Origin of the sequence: Streptomyces sp. NPDC058796 (assembly GCF_042745235.1) — a bacterium.
Classification (GTDB): Bacteria; Actinomycetota; Actinomycetes; order Streptomycetales; family Streptomycetaceae; genus Streptomyces.
Genome location: NZ_JBHYOP010000011.1, coordinates 98,359 through 115,419, shown reverse-complemented (window position 1 = coordinate 115,419; position 17,061 = coordinate 98,359). Strand labels below are relative to the sequence as shown.

The 17,061-nt window shown below is 73.0% G+C and carries 18 protein-coding genes; 7 read left to right on the top strand and 11 right to left on the bottom strand.

The window, feature by feature from the left end:
- Nucleotides 1–164: 164 nt before the first annotated feature.
- The 3 genes from ACFW47_RS26645 to mug all read left to right on the top strand — a co-directional run bounded on the left by ACFW47_RS26645 (nucleotide 165) and on the right by mug (nucleotide 3,023).
- Nucleotides 165–947, top strand: a complete 783-nt coding sequence (locus ACFW47_RS26645) for an SGNH/GDSL hydrolase family protein (protein WP_386285483.1) — start codon at nucleotides 165–167, stop codon at nucleotides 945–947.
- 85 nt (nucleotides 948–1,032) lie between these two features.
- Nucleotides 1,033–2,475 (top strand): adenylosuccinate lyase, encoded by a 1,443-nt coding sequence (gene purB / locus ACFW47_RS26640; RefSeq protein WP_386285485.1) that lies wholly within the window; start codon nucleotides 1,033–1,035, stop codon nucleotides 2,473–2,475.
- Nucleotides 2,472–3,023, top strand: a complete 552-nt coding sequence (gene mug, locus ACFW47_RS26635) for a G/U mismatch-specific DNA glycosylase (RefSeq protein ID WP_386285725.1) — start codon at nucleotides 2,472–2,474, stop codon at nucleotides 3,021–3,023. Before purB ends, mug begins: the two co-directional genes overlap by 4 nt.
- Nucleotides 3,024–3,052: 29 nt before the next feature.
- On the opposite strand, the gene ACFW47_RS26630 is transcribed toward mug, so the two are convergent.
- From ACFW47_RS26630 to ACFW47_RS26620, 3 genes are all read right to left on the bottom strand, one after another.
- Nucleotides 3,053–3,463, bottom strand: coding sequence for a hypothetical protein (locus tag ACFW47_RS26630; RefSeq protein ID WP_386307367.1), 411 nt, complete (start codon nucleotides 3,461–3,463; stop codon nucleotides 3,053–3,055).
- 75 nt (nucleotides 3,464–3,538) lie between these two features.
- Nucleotides 3,539–4,264: an ABC transporter permease gene (locus ACFW47_RS26625; RefSeq protein WP_386285489.1), complete on the bottom strand. Its 726-nt coding sequence runs from the start codon at nucleotides 4,262–4,264 to the stop codon at nucleotides 3,539–3,541.
- A gap of 2 nt (nucleotides 4,265–4,266) precedes the next feature.
- Nucleotides 4,267–5,187: an ABC transporter ATP-binding protein gene (locus ACFW47_RS26620; protein ID WP_386285491.1), complete on the bottom strand. Its 921-nt coding sequence runs from the start codon at nucleotides 5,185–5,187 to the stop codon at nucleotides 4,267–4,269.
- 107 nt (nucleotides 5,188–5,294) lie between these two features.
- Here ACFW47_RS26620 and ACFW47_RS26615 point away from each other — a divergent pair, with 107 nt between their 5' ends.
- The 3 genes from ACFW47_RS26615 (at nucleotide 5,295) to ACFW47_RS26605 (ending at nucleotide 8,382) form a co-directional block, all read left to right on the top strand.
- Entirely contained in the window at nucleotides 5,295–6,452 is a 1,158-nt protein-coding gene (locus ACFW47_RS26615) for a sensor histidine kinase (protein ID WP_386285493.1), read from the top strand.
- Nucleotides 6,453–6,466: 14 nt separating this feature from the next.
- Entirely contained in the window at nucleotides 6,467–7,129 is a 663-nt protein-coding gene (locus ACFW47_RS26610; protein WP_386285495.1) for a response regulator, read from the top strand.
- A gap of 98 nt (nucleotides 7,130–7,227) precedes the next feature.
- Nucleotides 7,228–8,382, top strand: coding sequence for an ROK family transcriptional regulator (locus tag ACFW47_RS26605; protein ID WP_386285497.1), 1,155 nt, complete (start codon nucleotides 7,228–7,230; stop codon nucleotides 8,380–8,382).
- 24 nt (nucleotides 8,383–8,406) lie between these two features.
- Here ACFW47_RS26605 and ACFW47_RS26600 read toward each other — a convergent pair whose 3' ends face one another.
- Both ACFW47_RS26600 and ACFW47_RS26595 read right to left on the bottom strand, forming a co-directional pair.
- A complete protein-coding gene (locus ACFW47_RS26600; protein WP_386307365.1) occupies nucleotides 8,407–9,168 on the bottom strand; it encodes a GntR family transcriptional regulator in 762 nt (253 codons plus the stop codon).
- Between the two features lie 200 nt (nucleotides 9,169–9,368).
- Nucleotides 9,369–10,256: an RNA polymerase sigma-70 factor gene (locus tag ACFW47_RS26595; protein ID WP_386307364.1), complete on the bottom strand. Its 888-nt coding sequence runs from the start codon at nucleotides 10,254–10,256 to the stop codon at nucleotides 9,369–9,371.
- A gap of 201 nt (nucleotides 10,257–10,457) precedes the next feature.
- Between ACFW47_RS26595 and ACFW47_RS26590 the strand changes: the two genes are divergently transcribed.
- Nucleotides 10,458–11,336: an alpha/beta fold hydrolase gene (locus ACFW47_RS26590; RefSeq protein WP_386285503.1), complete on the top strand. Its 879-nt coding sequence runs from the start codon at nucleotides 10,458–10,460 to the stop codon at nucleotides 11,334–11,336.
- Here the strand turns inward: ACFW47_RS26590 and ACFW47_RS26585 are convergent.
- From ACFW47_RS26585 to ACFW47_RS26560, 6 genes are all read right to left on the bottom strand, one after another.
- Nucleotides 11,288–12,157 (bottom strand): esterase/lipase family protein, encoded by an 870-nt coding sequence (locus tag ACFW47_RS26585; RefSeq protein WP_386307362.1) that lies wholly within the window; start codon nucleotides 12,155–12,157, stop codon nucleotides 11,288–11,290. The two genes, ACFW47_RS26590 and ACFW47_RS26585, sit on opposite strands and share 49 nt — an antisense overlap.
- Nucleotides 12,158–12,356: 199 nt before the next feature.
- Entirely contained in the window at nucleotides 12,357–13,625 is a 1,269-nt protein-coding gene (locus ACFW47_RS26580) for a beta-ketoacyl-[acyl-carrier-protein] synthase family protein (RefSeq protein WP_386285508.1), read from the bottom strand.
- Nucleotides 13,622–13,879, bottom strand: a complete 258-nt coding sequence (locus ACFW47_RS26575; protein ID WP_386285510.1) for an acyl carrier protein — start codon at nucleotides 13,877–13,879, stop codon at nucleotides 13,622–13,624. The genes ACFW47_RS26580 and ACFW47_RS26575 overlap by 4 nt, the downstream gene beginning before the upstream one ends.
- A gap of 86 nt (nucleotides 13,880–13,965) precedes the next feature.
- Nucleotides 13,966–15,081 carry a 2-oxo acid dehydrogenase subunit E2 gene (locus ACFW47_RS26570; RefSeq protein ID WP_386285512.1) on the bottom strand — a complete coding sequence of 372 codons (1,116 nt, stop codon included), beginning with the start codon at nucleotides 15,079–15,081 and terminating at the stop codon, nucleotides 13,966–13,968.
- On the bottom strand, nucleotides 15,078–16,091 hold the full coding sequence (locus tag ACFW47_RS26565; protein WP_386285514.1) for an alpha-ketoacid dehydrogenase subunit beta: 1,014 nt from the start codon (nucleotides 16,089–16,091) through the stop codon (nucleotides 15,078–15,080). The genes ACFW47_RS26570 and ACFW47_RS26565 overlap by 4 nt, the downstream gene beginning before the upstream one ends.
- A complete protein-coding gene (locus ACFW47_RS26560) occupies nucleotides 16,088–17,059 on the bottom strand; it encodes a thiamine pyrophosphate-dependent dehydrogenase E1 component subunit alpha (RefSeq protein WP_386307361.1) in 972 nt (323 codons plus the stop codon). The genes ACFW47_RS26565 and ACFW47_RS26560 overlap by 4 nt, the downstream gene beginning before the upstream one ends.
- Nucleotides 17,060–17,061 lie beyond the last annotated feature (2 nt).

The window sequence follows — 17,061 nt, the reverse complement described above, 5'->3', positions numbered from 1 at the left end:
CCGGACCAGCGGCAGGCCCGCCGGACCAGGCGCCTGCGGCGGGGCCGGCGGAAGGGAGTGCGCCCCGTCCGGTGGAACGGGCTCGCGAACGGACCCGTCGCCCCCCACGGAGCCAAGGGGGACCGACCGCCGGGTATGTGCGTGGGGCTACCATTTCTGTCGCCATGCAGACGAACCCCACCCACACCAGTCTCGTCGCCGTCGGTGACTCCTTCACCGAGGGCATGTCGGACCTGCTCCCGGACGGCTCCTACCGGGGCTGGGCCGACCTCCTCGCCGCACGGATGGCGGCCCGCTCCCCCGGCTTCCGGTACGCGAACCTCGCCGTGCGCGGCAAGCTCATCGGGCAGATCGTCGACGAGCAGGTCGACGTGGCGGCGGCCATGGGGGCCGACGTGATCACCCTGGTCGGCGGCCTCAACGACACCCTGCGGCCCAAGTGCGACATGGCCCGGGTGCGGGATCTCCTGACGCAGGCCGTGGAGCGGCTCGCACCCAACTGCAAGCAGCTGGTGCTGATGCGCAGTCCCGGCCGCCAGGGGCCGGTGCTGGAGCGGTTCCGGCCGCGCATGGAGGCGCTCTTCGCGATCATCGACGACCTGTCCGCGCGCCACGGCGCCGTGGTCGTCGACCTGTACGGCGCCCAGTCGCTGGCCGACCCGCGGCTGTGGGACGTGGACCGGCTGCACCTGACCGCCGAGGGGCACCGCCGGGTCGCCGAGGCCGTGTGGCAGTCGCTCGGCTACGAGCCCGAGGACCCCGACTGGCACGCGCCCGTCCCGCCGACGCCGCCGCCCGGCTGGGTCATGCGCCGGACCGCGGACGTCCGGTTCGCCCGGCAGCACCTGCTGCCCTGGATCGGCCGCAGGCTGACCGGCCGCTCGTCCGGCGACGGACGCCCCGCCAAGCGTCCCGAGCTGCTGCCGTACGAGGACCTGGCGCCGTGATCGTCCTGGTCACGGGGCTCTCGTAGGTTCCGACGAGGAACCCCGTGGCGCCGGCCTGCAGGAATCGCCAGTAAACTTCCGCTACGTGACTTCCGCTCCCGCCAAGCCCCGCATCCCGAACGTCCTCGCCGGACGCTACGCCTCCGCCGAGCTCGCCACGCTCTGGTCGCCTGAGCAGAAGGTGAGGCTGGAGCGGCAGCTCTGGCTCGCCGTGCTGCGGGCCCAGAAGGACCTCGGCATCGAGGTGCCCGACACCGCCATCGCCGACTACGAGCGCGTCCTCGACCAGGTCGACCTGGCCTCGATCGCGGAGCGCGAGAAGGTCACCCGGCACGACGTGAAGGCGCGGATCGAGGAGTTCAACGACCTCGCCGGGCACGAGCACGTGCACAAGGGCATGACCTCCCGGGACCTGACGGAGAACGTCGAGCAGCTGCAGGTCCGGCTGTCGCTGGAGCTGATCCGCGACCGCTCGGTGGCCGTCCTGGCCCGCCTCGGCAAGCTGGCCGGCGAGTACGCCGAGCTGGTCATGGCCGGCCGCTCCCACAACGTGGCCGCGCAGGCCACGACGCTGGGCAAGCGCTTCGCCACCGCCGCCGACGAACTGCTGGTCGCGTACGGCCGGGTGGAGGAGCTGCTGGGCCGCTACCCGCTGCGCGGCATCAAGGGCCCCGTCGGCACCGCGCAGGACATGCTGGACCTGCTCGGCGGGGACGCGGACAAGCTCGCCGAGCTGGAGCGGCGGATCGCCGGTCACCTGGGCTTCTCCGAGGCGTTCACCTCGGTCGGCCAGGTCTATCCGCGCTCCCTGGACTACGAGGTCGTCACCGCGCTGGTGCAGCTGGCGGCGGCGCCGTCGTCGCTGGCGAAGACGATCCGGCTGATGGCGGGACACGAGCTGGTCACCGAGGGCTTCAAGCCCGGCCAGGTCGGCTCCTCCGCGATGCCGCACAAGATGAACACCCGCTCCTGCGAGCGCGTCAACGGCCTGACGGTGATCCTGCGCGGCTACGCGTCGATGACCGGCGAGCTGGCGGGCGACCAGTGGAACGAGGGCGACGTGTCCTGCTCGGTGGTGCGCCGGGTGGCCCTGCCCGACGCGTTCTTCGCGCTGGACGGGCTGCTGGAGACGTTCCTGACCGTGCTCGACGAGTTCGGCGCCTTCCCGGCCGTCGTGGCCCGGGAGCTGGACCGCTACCTGCCGTTCCTGGCCACCACCAAGGTGCTGATGGGCGCGGTGCGGGCCGGGGTGGGCCGCGAGGTCGCGCACGAAGCGATCAAGGAGAACGCCGTCGCCTCCGCGCTGGCGATGCGCGAGCAGGGCGCCGAGCGCAACGAACTGCTCGACAAGCTGGCCGCCGACGAGCGCATCCCGCTGGACCGGACCGGCCTGGAGGCGCTGATGGCCGACAAGCTGTCCTTCACGGGTGCGGCGGCCTCCCAGGTCGGCGTCGTCGTCGGCCGGATCGAGGAGATCGTGAAGCAGCGCCCGGAGGCCGCGGGATACACGCCCGGAGCGATCCTCTGACGCGCTTCACCCCGGCGGAGCTGGAGGCCGCCCGCGACCGTCTCGTCCCGGACGTCGTCGCGGACGGCCTGCGCGTGCTGTTCTGCGGCATCAACCCCGGTCTGATGACGGCGGCGACCGGCCACCACTTCGCCCGCCCGGGCAACCGCTTCTGGCCGGTGCTGCATCTGTCCGGGTTCACCCCGCGGCTGCTGAAGCCGTCGGAGCAGGGGGAGCTGCCGTCGTACGGGCTCGGGATCACGAACGTCGTCCAGCGGGCCAGCGCGCGGGCGGACGAGCTGACCGCCGAGGAGTACCGGGAGGGCGGCCGGCTTCTGGCGCTGAAGGTGGCGCGGCTGCGGCCCCGCTGGCTGGCCGTCGTCGGTGTCACCGCGTACCGCGCGGCGTTCGACGACCGGAAGGCGCAGGTCGGCCCCCAGGAGCGGACGATCGGGGAGACGCGGATCTGGGTGCTTCCCAATCCCAGCGGTCTCAACGCGCACTGGACGGCGCAGACCATGGCGGAGGAGTTCGCGCGGCTGCGGATCGCGGCGGACGCGGAGGACTAGCCCCAGACCGGCGAAGGAACCGCCGGGGGTCAGGGGGGCGCCTCCCGCGTGACGACGGCCAGCAACTGCACCTCGTCGGTCTCGTCCAGGTCGGCGACGGCGACCGCGACCCAGCGGCCGGTCCCCTCGGCCTCCCACAGGTGTGCCAGGCGCGCCCGGGCGCTGAGGGCGGCCCACGGCTCGGGTATCTCCTCCCGCTCGGTCCGCAGGAGGACCGTCTGCAGGTTCCAGGGCTCCGTCTCCCCCCAGCGCGTGGCGAAGCGTTCGTGGAGGGCGTCGCGGTACTTCTCGTACTGCTCCACGGTCGGCCCCCGCTCCCCCTGGTCGCCCTCGCGCAGGCCGTGGCTGCTCTCCAGCACCGCCACGAAGTGGCCGTGCTCCGCCGGGAAGGGGCGGAAGCACAGCTCGTCGATGAGGGCGATGTGCCGCGCGATGTCCATGCCGTCCAGTAAACCGGCCGCCACTGACAATTGGCGGGGCGTCAGGCGTCCCTCGCGGTCGGGCGGCCCCCGGCGTCAGGCGTCCCGGCCGCGCAGCCGCCAGGCGCCGGCGGCGACGGCGGCTCCCGCCCAGGCCGCGGTCACGGCGAGCCCCGTCCAGGGTCCCAGAATCCCGTCGTGCGTCTGGTGGATGACCACCTGTCCGGCCTGGTCCGGCAGGAACTCCGTGGCGCCGCCCGCCGCGTCGCCGATCACGAAGGCGATGATGAGGATGAACGGGATCAGGGTGGACAGGGTGGCCACACCGCTGCGGAAGAGGGCGGTCAGGCCCGCCGCGAGCAGGGCCATCAGCGTGAAGTAGATCCCGCATCCCACGACACCGCGCACCTGCTCGCCCACGGTGAGCCCGTCCGCCGCCGCGCCGAGGCCCGCCCGGGCGGCGACGAGGGCGGCGCACGAGGTGAGCAGGCCGACCACGAGGGTCGGTACGGCGACGACGACCAGTTTCGCCGCGAACCACCGCCCGCGCTGCGGAACGGCGGCCAGGGAGAGGCGGATTCCGTTGCCCTGGTACTCGGCCGACACGACCATGGCGCCGAACGCGACGGCGGCGATCTGACCGGGCATGACGCCGGAGAGGGCCATGAACAGCGGGTCGAAGTCCGGGTCCGAGGTGTCGGACACCCCCGCCAGCGCGGAGAAGGCGGTGGTGCAGGCGAACACGGCCAGCAGCGTGCCGCACAGCGAGCGCAGGGTGAGCACCTTGAGCGCCTCGGAGCGGAGTACGGGTGCGAAGTGCATGGTCAGGCCTCCTGCGGCTGTGCGGTGAACTCGGTCTCGGCGGCCGTCAGGTCGAGGTAGGCCTGTTCCAAGGTGCCTTCCGTCGAGCTCAGTTCGAGGATCGGGACGCCGGCACCGGACATGGCGCGGCCGATGTCGTCCACCCGTGCGTGCGGCACGGTCCAGTACCCGTCGTCGTGTTCCACCGCCTCGTGCCCGTGCCGGGCGAGGGCGGCCCTGAGCGCGGTGGCGTCCGAGGTCCGGACGCGGACACTGGGCTGCACGCGCGCGTCGATGAACTCCCGCATCGGGGTGTCGGCGAGCAGCCGGCCCCGGCCGAGGACGACCAGGTGGTCGGCGAAGGACGCGGTCTCGTTCATCAGGTGGCTGGAGACCAGGACGGTGCGTCCCTCGGCCGCGAGCCGGCGCAGCAGTTCGCGGATCCAGATGATGCCCTCGGGATCCAGTCCGTTGGAGGGCTCGTCCAGCATCACCACCTCCGGGTCGCCCAGCAGCGCGGCGGCGATGCCGAGGCGCTGGCGCATCCCCAGGGAGTACGTCCTCACCCGGCGGCGCGCCACCGGCGCGATGCCGGTCTCCTCCAGCACCTCGTCGACCCGGCGCGCGGGAAGGCGGTTGCTCGCCGCCAGGACGCGCAGGTGGTCCCGTCCGGTGCGGGAGCCGTGGGCGGCGTCCGCGTCGAGGAGGGCGCCCACGTGCCGCAGCGGCTCGTGGAGGGTGGCGTAGGGACGTCCGCCGACGGTCGCGGTGCCGGAGGTGGGCCGGTCGAGGCCGAGGACCAGGCGCATGGTGGTGGACTTCCCGGCGCCGTTGGGGCCGAGGAAGCCGGTGACGCGGCCGGGGCGGACGGTGAAGGTGAGGTCGTCGACGGCTCGCCGGGCGCCGTACTCCTTGGTGAGGTTCTGGACGTCGATGCTGGTCATGGCATCAGCCTGCCGGTCCGTACGAGGGCCGGTCCTCCCCCGCCGGTGGAGACCGTCTCCCCCGTGCGGGGGAACCGGGTGTCGGTGGCCGCTGGCACGATGTGCGAATGGTCCGCTTCCTGCACCCGCTCTTCCGGGGGGCTACTTACACACGGCTCGTGTACCTGTGGGTGCCGATGCTGATCGTGAGCGTGTGGGCGCTCATCGACGACACCAGCATGTGGGTGCCGGCGGCCGTGCTGGTCCCGGTCGGCCTCATCCCGGCGGTGCGGACCGGCGAGGGGGTGCAGGCGCGGTGGCTCCTCACGCCGGGTCAGGGGGACGCCGGCTTCTCGGTGGCCCCGTCGGCGACCTGGCGGGACCGGCTGCGCACGGTGGTGTGGCTGCAAGGGCGCCTGCTGCTGGGTCTGTTGACCACGGGCGCCTGCGTCTGGCTGCCGGTCCTCACCGTCGAACTGGTCCGGCTCGCCGCGGGGCACCGGATCGACGACATCCCGGTGCTGCGGGACACCGCCCCGCACTGGGCCTACGCGTTCCTCGCGCCGGTCCCCCTTCTCGCCCTGTACGGCGCCGTGGTCGGCCTCGGCCTCCTGGCGACGGCGGGGGCCCGCGCGCTCCTCGGCCCCTCCGCCGCCGAGCGGCTCACCGCCCTGGAGGAGCGCACCGAACAGCTCCTGGAGCGCAACCGCATCGCCCGCGAGCTGCACGACTCCATCGGCCACGCGCTGACCGTCGCCGTCGTCCAGGCCGGGGCCGCCCGCGCGGCGAACAGTCCCGAGTTCACCGACCGCGCGCTGACCGCGATCGAGGAGACCGGCCGGGCCGCGCTGGAGGATCTGGAAAGGGTGCTCGGCGTCCTGCGGGAGGCGGAGCGGCCCGTGAGCGCCAGGCCGACGCTCGCGGACGCCGACCGGCTCCTGGAGTCCGCCCGTGCCTCGGGTGCCAAGGTCGACGCCGAGGTCACCGGTCCGCTGGATTCCCTGCCGGGTCCGGTCTCGCGCGAGGGCTACCGCATCCTCCAGGAGGCGCTGACCAATGTGCTGCGGCACGCGGGCGCGGTGCCGACCCGGGTACGGGTCGAGGTCACGGACGGCGCGCTCACCCTTCAGGTGCGCAATCCGCTGCCGGACGCAAGGACCGCGCCCGGCCGCGGCAGCGGACTGCGCGGCATACGCGAACGGGCCGCGCTGCTGGGCGGGCGGGCGCACACGGGCCCGGACGGCGCCGGTGACTGGGAGGTGCGGGTCGAGCTGCCACCGGGCTGATCTACGCTGGGCGGATGCCGGTCAGAGTGCTCCTCGTCGACGACGAACCCCTGGTACGCGCCGGTCTGCGGGCGGTGCTGGAGGCACAGCCGGACATCGAGGTGGTCGGGGAGGCGGCCGACGGGGCGGCGGTGATCCCGCTGGTGCGGCAGGTACGCCCGGACGTGGTCGCCATGGACGTCCGGATGCCGCTGCTGGACGGGATCGAGGCCACGCGGGTCCTGCTGCGGACGATGACCGACCCGCCGAAGATCCTGGTGGTGACGACCTTCGAGAACGACGAGTACGTGTACGAGGCGCTGCGCGCGGGCGCCGACGGGTTCCTGCTGAAGCGGGCCCGCCCGGCCGAGATCGTGCACGCGGTACGGCTGATCGCGGAGGGCGAGTCCCTGCTGTTCCCGGCGTCGGTGCGGCAACTGGCCGCCGAGTACGGCGACGGCGGCGGCAACCGCGCCGCCCGCGCGCTGCTGGAGCGGGCGCAGCTGACCGAGCGGGAGGGTGACGTGCTGCGGCTGATGGCGCGCGGGCTGTCGAACGCGGAGATCGCCGCCCGCCTGGCGGTCGGCACGGAGACGGTGAAGTCGCACGTGAGCGCGGTACTGGGGAAGCTGGGGGCGCGGGACCGCACGCAGGCGGTGATCGCGGCGTACGAGTCGGGGTTCGTGGCACCCGGGTGAGGTGACGGGCCGGCCGGGCAGGGGCGGACCGGCACTCGCCGGGGCGGTGCGGGCCGAGTACGATCCGCCCAACACGCGCACGAGCTGGGAGGACGGAGTTGGGCGGGCTGACCGGCGGGGACCCGTCGCTGCTGCGGAGGATCAACTCCGCCGTGGTGCTGCACGCGTTGCGGGCCACGGACTGCGCGACGCTGACCGAGATCACTCGGGTGACGGGACTGTCCCGGCCCACCGTCGAGGGCGTCGTCGAGGGGCTGATCGAGGCGGGTCTGGTCGTGGAGGCGGCCGCCGACGAGCGGACGGCCCGTCGGCAGGGACGGCCCGCACGACGGTTCCGGTTCCGGGCGGAGGCCGGGCACCTGCTGGGGCTGGAGATCGGTCCGCACCGTGTGGCCGCGCTCCTGTCGGACCTGGACGGCCGGGTGATCGGCGCCCAGGCCAAGGACGTCGACGTGAGCGCGCCGGCCGACGAGCGGCTGGAGCGGGTGCGCACCGCGGTCGCCGAACTGCTGCGCCGGGCCGGGGTGGCGCGCGGCTCGCTGCGGGCCGTGGGTGCCGCCTCGCCCGGGATCGTGGAGGCGGACGGCACGGTGCGGCTGAGCACCGCGCTGCCCGAGTGGACGGGGCTGCGCCTGGGCGAGCGGCTGGGGCGTTCCTTCAAGTGTCCGGTACTGGTGGAGAACGACGCGAACGCGGCGGCGGTCGCCGAGCACTGGAAGGGCGCCGCCACCGAGTCGGACGACATCGTGTTCGTGCTGGCGGGGCTGAGCCCCGGGGCCGGGTCACTGATCGGCGGGCGGCTGCACCGGGGGTACGGCGGGGCGGCGGGCGAGACCGGCGCGCTGCACCTGCTGGGCCGGGACGTGACCCCGGAGACACTGTTGTCCACCACGGACGAGCCGCTGCATCCGCTGGACGAGCAGGCGGTCGCCAAGGTGTTCGCCGAGGCCCGCCAGGGCGACCAGCGGGCCCGCGCGGCCGTCGAGCGGTACATCCACCGGCTGGTGCACGACGTGGCGGCGATGGTGCTGGCCCTCGATCCCGAGCTGGTCGTCATCGGAGGCTGGGCGGCCGGGCTGGACGACGTGCTGGAACCGTTGCGGCGCGAGCTGGCCCGCTACTGTCTGCGTCCGCCGAAGGTCGCCCTGTCCCTCCTCGGCGAGGCCGCCGTGGCGACGGGCGCGCTGCGCCTCGCCCTCGACCACGTCGAGGAGCAGTTGTTCGCCGTGGAGGGCGCCACGGCACGCCGCTGACCCGCGGGAGTGCGGGCCGGCCGCTCAGGAGGCCCGGGTCTGGGGGCCGTGGTGGATCTCCACGTCGCCGGCGTCCCCGAAGGTCAGGCGGCAGGTGTCGGCGCGGTAGGTGGCGACGGAGAGCGCGGCGGTGCGGCCCTCGGCGAGGTAGCGGGTGGTGACGACGAGGACGGGCGCGCCCGGGAGGCGGTCCAGTTCCTTCGCGTCCTCGGCACCGGCCGATCCCAGCTCCACGGCGCTGTCCCGGCGCTCCAGTTCGCCGCGCTGCAGTTCGCGCAGGACGGCACGCGCGCGTGCGGCCGCGGAGGGCGCGTCGATGGCGGTGAGGTCGGGCACCGAGGACGGCGGGACGTAGAGCAGTTCGGCGGCGACGGGCTGGCCGTGCGTCACGCGGGAGCGGCGGACGGTGTGCACGGGCTCGTCGCGGGCGATGCCCAGGGCCGCGGCGACCGTCGCGGGCGGTGCCGCCAGCTCGCAACCGGTGGCTTCCCAGGCGTCGTCGGCCGTTCCCGGCCAGGCGTGCTGTGCGGTGCCCACGGCCACGCCGACGCGCGGCGGGGCGACGGTCGTGCCGACGCCGCGGCGGCGCTGGAGGCGGCCTTCCAGTTCGAGCTGCTCCAGGGCCTGGCGGAGCGTGGCGCGGGCGACGCCGAAGCGGGCGGCGAGGTCGCGCTCGTTGGGGAGGATCTCGCCCACCGAGAACTCCGAGTCCAGGGCCTCGCTCAGTACGGTCCTGAGGTGCCAGTACTTCGGTTCCGGCACCGATTCCAACTGCGTGGTCCCCACCCTGTCCTCCGCAATCGCCGTGGTCCGGCGGCGTTTTGACGCCCTTGTTTATTAAAGGTTGTTGCAGTTCTCTGCGACGATAAGGCGGCCCACCCCCTTGGTCAAGACCAATCCGGTGACCGGACGGCGAAAGCCCCCGTCGCGGGACGGGGGCTTTCGGGGGTCGCGGCCGGTCGGCGGGGCGCCGCGGCGCGGTGCGGCTAGCCGAGGCCGGCCAGGTGGCGCAGTTTGTCGGGGTTGCGGACGACGTAGATCGACTGGACCCGTCCGTCGACGACGTCGAGCTGGAAGACGGAGTCCGGCTCGCCCCCGGACAGGACCAGCAGGGCCACTCCGCCGTTGAGCTCCAGGAAGCGGAAGGAGGCGTCCGGGATGCCTTTCCGCGCGGCGCCGTGCAGGAAGCGGCCCACCTTGTCGGCGCTCTCCAGCACCCGCAGCGGCGCCCTGGACTTGCCGCCGCTGTCGCCGATCAAGCGGACGTCCGGGGCGAGCAGGGCCATCAGTCCGTCCAGGTCACCTTCGGTCGCGGCGGCGAGGAAGCGTTCGGTCAGGTCACGACGCTGGGCCGGGTCGACGTCGTACCGCGGCCGGCGTTCCTCGACGTGCTTGCGGGCGCGCCCGGCGAGCTGGCGCACCGCCGCCTCCCCGCGCTCCAGCATGACGGCGATGTCGGCGTAGGGGTAGCCGAACGCCTCCCGCAGGACGAACACCGCCCGTTCCAGCGGGGACAGCGATTCCAGCACCACCAGGACGGCGAAGGACACGGAGTCGGCGAGGACGGCGCGCTCGGCGGTGTCCGGCACGGTCTGGCCGAAGTCCGTGACGCAGGGCTCGGGCAGCCACGGTCCGACGTACGTCTCGCCCCGCGACTTGATCTGGCGCAGCCGGTCGATGGCCAGGCGGGTGGTGGTCCGCACCAGGTAGCCGCGCGGCTCGCGGACGGCGGAGCGGTCGGCGCCGGACCAGCGCAGCCAGGCCTCCTGGACCACGTCCTCCGCGTCGGCGAGGCGGCCCAGCATGCGGTAGGCGACGCCCAGGAGGACGGGGCGGTGCTCTTCGAAGATGTCGGTCGCGGTTTCGGTGGTCACCGTTCCATCCCAGCGGACGCGTGCGGCCGTGTCCAGGCGGAATCACCCCCGCCCGAAGCCGACCGGCGACCGGGGGCTACCCGTCGGTAGCTCTTACTGACAAGGTGTCTACGCAACGTCGTCGTTCATCTGTTCCTGGCGACATACGTTCCCGAAACGCGTGTTCCCACGTGTTCCCGACAAGGAGCAACAAGGAGCCCCATGTCCGCAACGCTCTCCTTCACGGCCCCCACCGAGCACGGCCCGCAGGACATCACCCTCGCCTACGCGCGCGTGGGTGAGGGCGAGCCGCTGCTACTGCTGCACGGCATAGGTCACCACCGGCAGGCCTGGGACCCGGTGGTCGACATCCTCGCGACCGAGCGCGAGGTGGTGGCCGTGGACCTGCCGGGGTTCGGGCAGTCGTCCGCACTGCCGCACGGCCTGCCGCACGATCTGCCGACGATGAACGCGGTACTCGGCGCCTTCTGCGCGGCGCTGGGGCTCGACCGGCCGCACGTGGCCGGAAACTCGCTGGGCGGTCTGCTGGCCCTGGAACTCGGCCGCGAGAACCTGGTGCGGTCGGTGACGGCCCTGTCCCCGGCCGGCTTCTGGACGCGGGCCGAGCGGCGCTACGCCTTCGGCGTCCTGATGGGGATGCGCCGGACCGCCCGGAGCCTGCCCCTCCCGCTGGTCGAGCGGCTGTCCCGCACCGCGGTCGGCCGCACCGCGCTGACGAGTACGATCTACGCCCGTCCCGCCCGCCGCTCCCCCGAGGCGGTCGTCGCCGAGACGCTGGCGCTCGCGCACGCGCAGGGGTTCTCCGAGACGCTCCGGGCCGGACGGAGCGTGCTGTTCACCGACGACGTGCCCGGCATCCCCGTCACCGTGGCGTGGGGCGACCGGGACCGGCTCCTCCTGCCCCGGCAGGGCATACGCGCCAAGCACGCCATGCCGCGGGCCCGCCTGGTGCGGCTGCCCGGCTGCGGCCACGTCCCGATGAACGACGACCCGGCGCTGGTCGCCCGCGTCCTCCTGGACGGCAGCGGGGCTCAGTCGGCCAGGGCCTTGAGGACCTCGTTCAGCACGGTCGCGTTGTAGGGCATGCTCACGTGCGGCGTGTGGTCGTCCGGGTCGATGTCCTGGAGGACGATGTTGTTGACGTAGCGGCCCTCGGTCTTCGCGAGGGCGCACGACGTGTACGGAGTGACCACGTCGTCGTACCGGGTGGCGATGACGGTGTGGCGGACGCCCTGCGTCGTCTCGCCGAGATCGGCCAGCTCGCGCTGGAAGGGGTGGTCGTGCTGGAGCTGCGGCCAGGCCGGCACGACCTCCCCGACGGCGCCCTGTTCGAGGAGTTCCACCGCGCCGGGAATCTGGCGGGCGAGGTTCATCAGGCCCTGTGCCGTGATTCCGTGGTTGCTGGGCGCGATGCCGACGAAGTTGCGCACCTTGGGTCCTCCGCCCAGGGCGTTCAGGTAGTAGCGCGGCATCATGCCGCCCTGCGAGAAGCCGACCACGTCGACCTCCTGGGCTCCGGTCCGCCGCAGTACCTCGTCGACGAAGTCCGCGAGCTGCCGGGCGGAGTGCTTGATGTCGCCCAGGCCGAAGATCACGGGGTGGCCGTGCCGGCCGTAGTCGAGCCGGAAGACCCGGTGACCGTGCTGCCGCAGCAGCGGTGCCGCCGTGGTCCAGGTGTAGCCCCGGTTGCCGAAGGTGCCGTGCACGAGCACCACCGGACGCGGATGCTCCTCGGTGGGCGGGACGTTCCAGTCGTCCTCTCCCGCCTGTACGTCGACGGTCGCGATGACCTGCGCTCCGCAGGCCTGGGCGACCGCACGCAGGCGGTGCGGGGCCTCGGTGATGTCCGTGACGACGTCGTCCGGGTTGGCACCGGGGGTACGGGGATCGAGGAAACTCACGGTCTTCTCCCTGGGGAAGAAAATTCACCCCATCACGGCGGCCGCAGATGCGGCTGCGTTGTGTGCTGAGGCTGGTCGGCGAGATGGCGGGGTGTCCGCGGGCATGAAACTCCTGCCGCTGACGGTAGGGAAACCTGAGTGACCGGCGGCGGCCGGCGGAGGGGTCGTTCGGATGGCCGCTGCCGCCGCCTGGAGACGCTCACGGTGAAGGAGCGGCCGGCTCCCGGGCCGGTTCGGTGGGGCAGCTTCTGAAGGCGAGTACGGCGTTGTGGCCGCCGAAGCCGAAGGAATGGCTCAGGGCGAGGCCGACGGGCTCCGCCCGGCTGGTGCCGGTGACGGCGTTGATCTCGGCGTCTCCTTCCTGTTTCTCGAGGTTGGCCACGGGTGGCACCCGGCCGTGGGCCACGGACAGGGCGGTGACCGCCGCTTCGACCGCCCCGGCCGCGCCGAGCAGGTGGCCGAGGGTGCCCTTGACCGAGGTCACGGAGGGCTGGTGAGGGAAGAGGCGACGGATCAGACGGGCCTCGGCGGCGTCGTTGAGCGGCGTGCTGGTGCCGTGCGCGTTGATGTGCTGCACGTCCGCGGGGCGGGCGCCGGCATCGTCGAGGGCCCGCCGCACGGCGAGGGCGGCGCCCTCGCCGTCGGGGTCGGGTGCCACGGGGTGGTGGGCGTCGGACGATGCTCCGTAGCCCGCCAGCAGGGCGTAGCCCGGGCGTCCGCGGGCCCTGGCCGCACTCGCCGGCTCCAGGACCAGGGCGGCGCCGCCCTCCGCCATGACGAAGCCGTCCCGGGCGGTGTCGAAGGGCCGGGAGGCGGCCCGCGGGTCGTCGCCGCGCCGGGACAGCGCGCCCATCCGGTCGAAGCCGGTGACCCAGAAGGGCTGTACGACCGCGTCGGAGGCCCCCGCGACGGCGATGTCGCAGGCCCCGGAGCGCAGGAGTTGCAGGGCCGTGCCGATGGCGGTGGCGCCGGATGCGCAGGCGGTGACCGTGCACAGCGCCGGGCCCCGGGCACGCAGGTGGATGGTGAGCTGTCCGGTGGCCATGTTGGGCAGGAACATCGGCAGCAGCAGCGGTGAGACGCGTGCCGTGCCCAGTTCGAGCAGTTTGCGGTGTTGTTCCAGCATGGTGCCGGTGCCGCCGGCCGAGCTGCCGAAGACCACCGCGACGCGGTCCGCGTCCCAGTCGGCCGGGTCCAGGCCGGCGTCGGAGACCGCCTCCAGGGCGGCGTAGAGGGCGAACTGGGTGAAGCGGTCGTACTGCCAGGGGCGTGAGCCGGGGACGTGACCGCGGGGGGAGAAGTCCGGTACGAGGCAGGCGAAGTCGACCGGGAGGCCCTTGAGTTCGGGGACGTGCCGGGCGGTGGGGCGGCCCGCGCACACGCCGTCCCAGGTGGCCTCGCGGCCGGTGCCGGCCGGAGTGACCAGGCCGATCCCGGTGACGGCGACGTCGGGACGGGCGCCGGTCACGGCTTGACGGCCTCGGCGATGAGGTCGGCCACGCCGGCCAGGGTGAGGTCCGGGTCGGCCTCGCCGTCCTGTACTTCGATGCCGAGTTCCTCGGTGAGTACGACGAAGAGCTCCACCACGGCCAGCGAGTCGAGGTCCAGCTGCTCGAAGGTCGCGGTGGGGACGATGGCCTCGGGGGGCACTTCGAACTTGTTGCTGAGAACCGAGGCGAGCAGGTCGTAGGCGCGGCTGCGGGGGGTGGTGTCGGTGGTCATGTCAGGGGTGTCCTTTCCAATCCGACGGGCGGGACCCGGGGGGGTGGGGTTCCGTGTGGTGGGGTTCCGTGGTGGCGGGTCGGCGGTCAGCCGAGCGCGACCGGTGCCTCCAGCTCCTCCTTGACGTCCTTGAGCAGGGCCATCGCGTCCCTGCCGTTGACCACCCGGTGGTCGTAGACCAGGCCGAGGTGGACGAACCGGTGGGTGTGAGGAGTGCCCTGGGCGTCCAGGAGCACCTGGTCGTCGACGGCGCCGATGGAGATCACGCAGGTCTGGCCGGGGAAGACGATGGGGGTGGCCAGGACCATGCCCTCCGTGGTGTGCGGGGCGACCATGATGTTGGCCCCGGCGAGTTCGGCGGCCTGGAACGTGCCCCGGAACGCCTTGCTCCTGAAGCCGGTCAGCAGGTCGGCGATCCGGTCGCTGCTCAGCTCGGCGGCGTCGTGCACCACCGGGGTGTACAGACCTCGGCCCGCGTCCATGGTGACGCCCACATGGGCCCGTTCGCTCTCGCGTACCGTGCCGTCGTCGGTGAGCGCGGCGAACATCAGGGGGTGTGCCGCGTGCCGGCGCGCCACCGCCTTGATCAGCAGGACGGGCAGGGAGACGAAACTGCCGGTGCGCTCGGACAGCTGCCGGGCCAGTTCCTCAGCCTGTCCGACGTCGACCTTGGCGTAGGCGGCCGCGGCCGGAACGGTCCGCATCGACTCGGTCACCACCGCCCCCACCGTCCGCTGTCGCTTCGACAGTCGGCGCTGGGGGGAGGAGGGCGCCGACGCGGCCCGCCGCACCAGGGCCTCGACATCGGCCGTACGGATGACCGTGCGCCCGAGACCGCGCAGCTCGGCCTCGGACACGCCGTGGCGGTCGGCGAGCGCACGGGCCGCGTTGGTGATGCTCAGCTCCGCGCCGGGGGGTGCGGATGTCGCCCGGGTGGCGGCCGACGCCCGGTAGGAGTCGCGTTCCTCGGCCGACTCGAAGAGGTAGGCGATGGTCTGCCCGGGCCTGCAGTCCTGGCCGCCGCCGACGAGGACGTGCAGGATTCCGGGGCCGGTGCTCTCGATCTCCTCGCTGGCCTTGGAGGTCTCCACCAGCGCCAGCGGTTCCTCGCCCTCGATGCTGCTGCCGTCGGGGACGAGCCACTCGACCAGGGTGTAGCTGGAGTCGTTCGTGTTGAGCGTGGGCAGCTCGATGCCGATCACTTCGTCGCCTCCATGATCGCGCGGTGGATGGTGGACGGCTGGAGCAGCACGTCGTGCTCCAGGTGCGCCGCGGTCGGCACGATGCTCGGCTCGGCGCTCAGCGGCAGCACCGGGCGGGCCAGCCGGCTCCACAGCTGCTCGTGGAGTTGCTGTGCGAGCAGTTCGCCCCAGGTCCCGTCGGCCGTGGAGTCCTCCATGACACAGATGCGGTCGGCACGGGACAGCACCGGGAGCAGCGCCTTGCTGTCGAAGGGGTACAGCTGGGAGGGCACCAGCAGTTCACACGTGATCTCCTCTTCGAGGAGCAGGGTGCGCAGGGCGGTGACGGCTCGTTCGGTGAGCCCGCCCGGGGCCAGGACGATCCAGTCGGGGGGACCGCAGTCCGGCGCGTACACCCGGGCGGTCTCGCTGGGATCGGCCAGCACCTCGTAGCGGAACAGGTCGTCCACGACCCCCGCCTGGTACATGGCGCGGGTGTAGAGCACCTTGTCCTCGAAGAGCACACCGGGCTCCTCGCGGTCGAGCATCGTGGTCAGTACGCGCTGGTTGTCGTGGAACGGGGAGACTTCCCGCAGGTGCAGCGAGGGAATGCCGAGGAAGTGCTTCTGCAGGCTCTGGCTGTGCGTCGGGCCGTACCCCCGGTTGCCGCCGGTGGGGCAGCGGACGACCATGCTCATCGGGACCCTGCGGCCGTACATCGACACGGACTTGGCGGCGAAGTTCAACAGCGGGTCGAAGGCCAGCGCGGCGAAGTCCGAGAACATCATCTCGACCACGGACCGGTTGCCGGCCAGGGCCAGGCCCGCGCCCACGCCGGCGATGCCGCCTTCGCTCAGCGGTGCGGAGAGCACCCGGTCCGGGAAGCGGTCGGAGAGCCCCCGGGTCACTTTGAACGCTCCGCCGTAGGGGTCGGCGACGTCCTCGCCGATCAGATAAGTGCCGGGGTGGGCGCCGAGGAGGTGGTGCAGTGCGCTGTTGAGGTTCTCGGCCACGCGCTGGCGCCTGGTCATCGGGCCTCCCATCGGGACGCCGGACGCGCGCCGACCTCCCGTACGACGGCGGCGACGGCCTCCGCCTGTGCCTGGTCGGCGGCGGCGAACTGTGCGGGATGGTCCCGTCGGTAGCGGCGGTACCAGTCGTGCCGGGCCGCTCGCTCACGGACCTCGGCCGCGCGGGTGTCGTCCCCCTTGCTGTGCGGGCCCACGCGGTGGGTGACGCACTCGACCACGTACGGCCGGTGCCGGCCGCGGACCTGCTCGACCACGGGGGTGAGGGCGGCGCGTACGTCGGTGACGTCCACGGAGTCGATCCGCAGGTGCCCGACGCCGAAGGCCGCCGCCCGGGTCTCGACGGTGCCGGACATCTGCCGCTCGGTCGGTGTCGACTGGGCGATCCCGTTGTGCTCCACCACGACGAGCACCGGGACCTGCCACAGCTGCGCCATGTTGAGCGCCTCGTACACGGCGCCCTCGCCCCAGGTGCCGTCGCCGATGTGGACCACCGCGATCCGGCCCGGCTCGGCCCCCTTCAGGTGCAGGCCGACTCCCACGGCGACGGGCAGGCTCTGGCCCTGTACGCCGGTCGACAGGTAGCGGTCGCGGTAGATGTGCTGGCTGCCGCCCACGCCGTGGCAGACGGCACCGGCCCGCCCCATGATCTCCGCGAGCAGACCGTGCGGGTCGTGGAAGCGGGCCAGGTAGTGGCCGTGCCCGCGGTGGTTGCTGAAGACGTAGTCGCCTCCGTCCAGCAGCGGGTAGAGCGCGACGGGGATGTACTCCTGGCCGAGGCAGGTGTGCGTGGTGCCGTGCAGCCGGCCCTGGGAGAACAGCTCCAGCACGGCCAGTTCGAAGTGGCGGATCATCAGCAGCGTGCCGAGATCGGCGTCCGACAGACGGGACAGGGGACGGGCCACGACACCGGCCTCGGGTTCGCCGGCGGGCCTGGGGTCGACCGCGGGGGACGCGGACGTGACGTTCATGA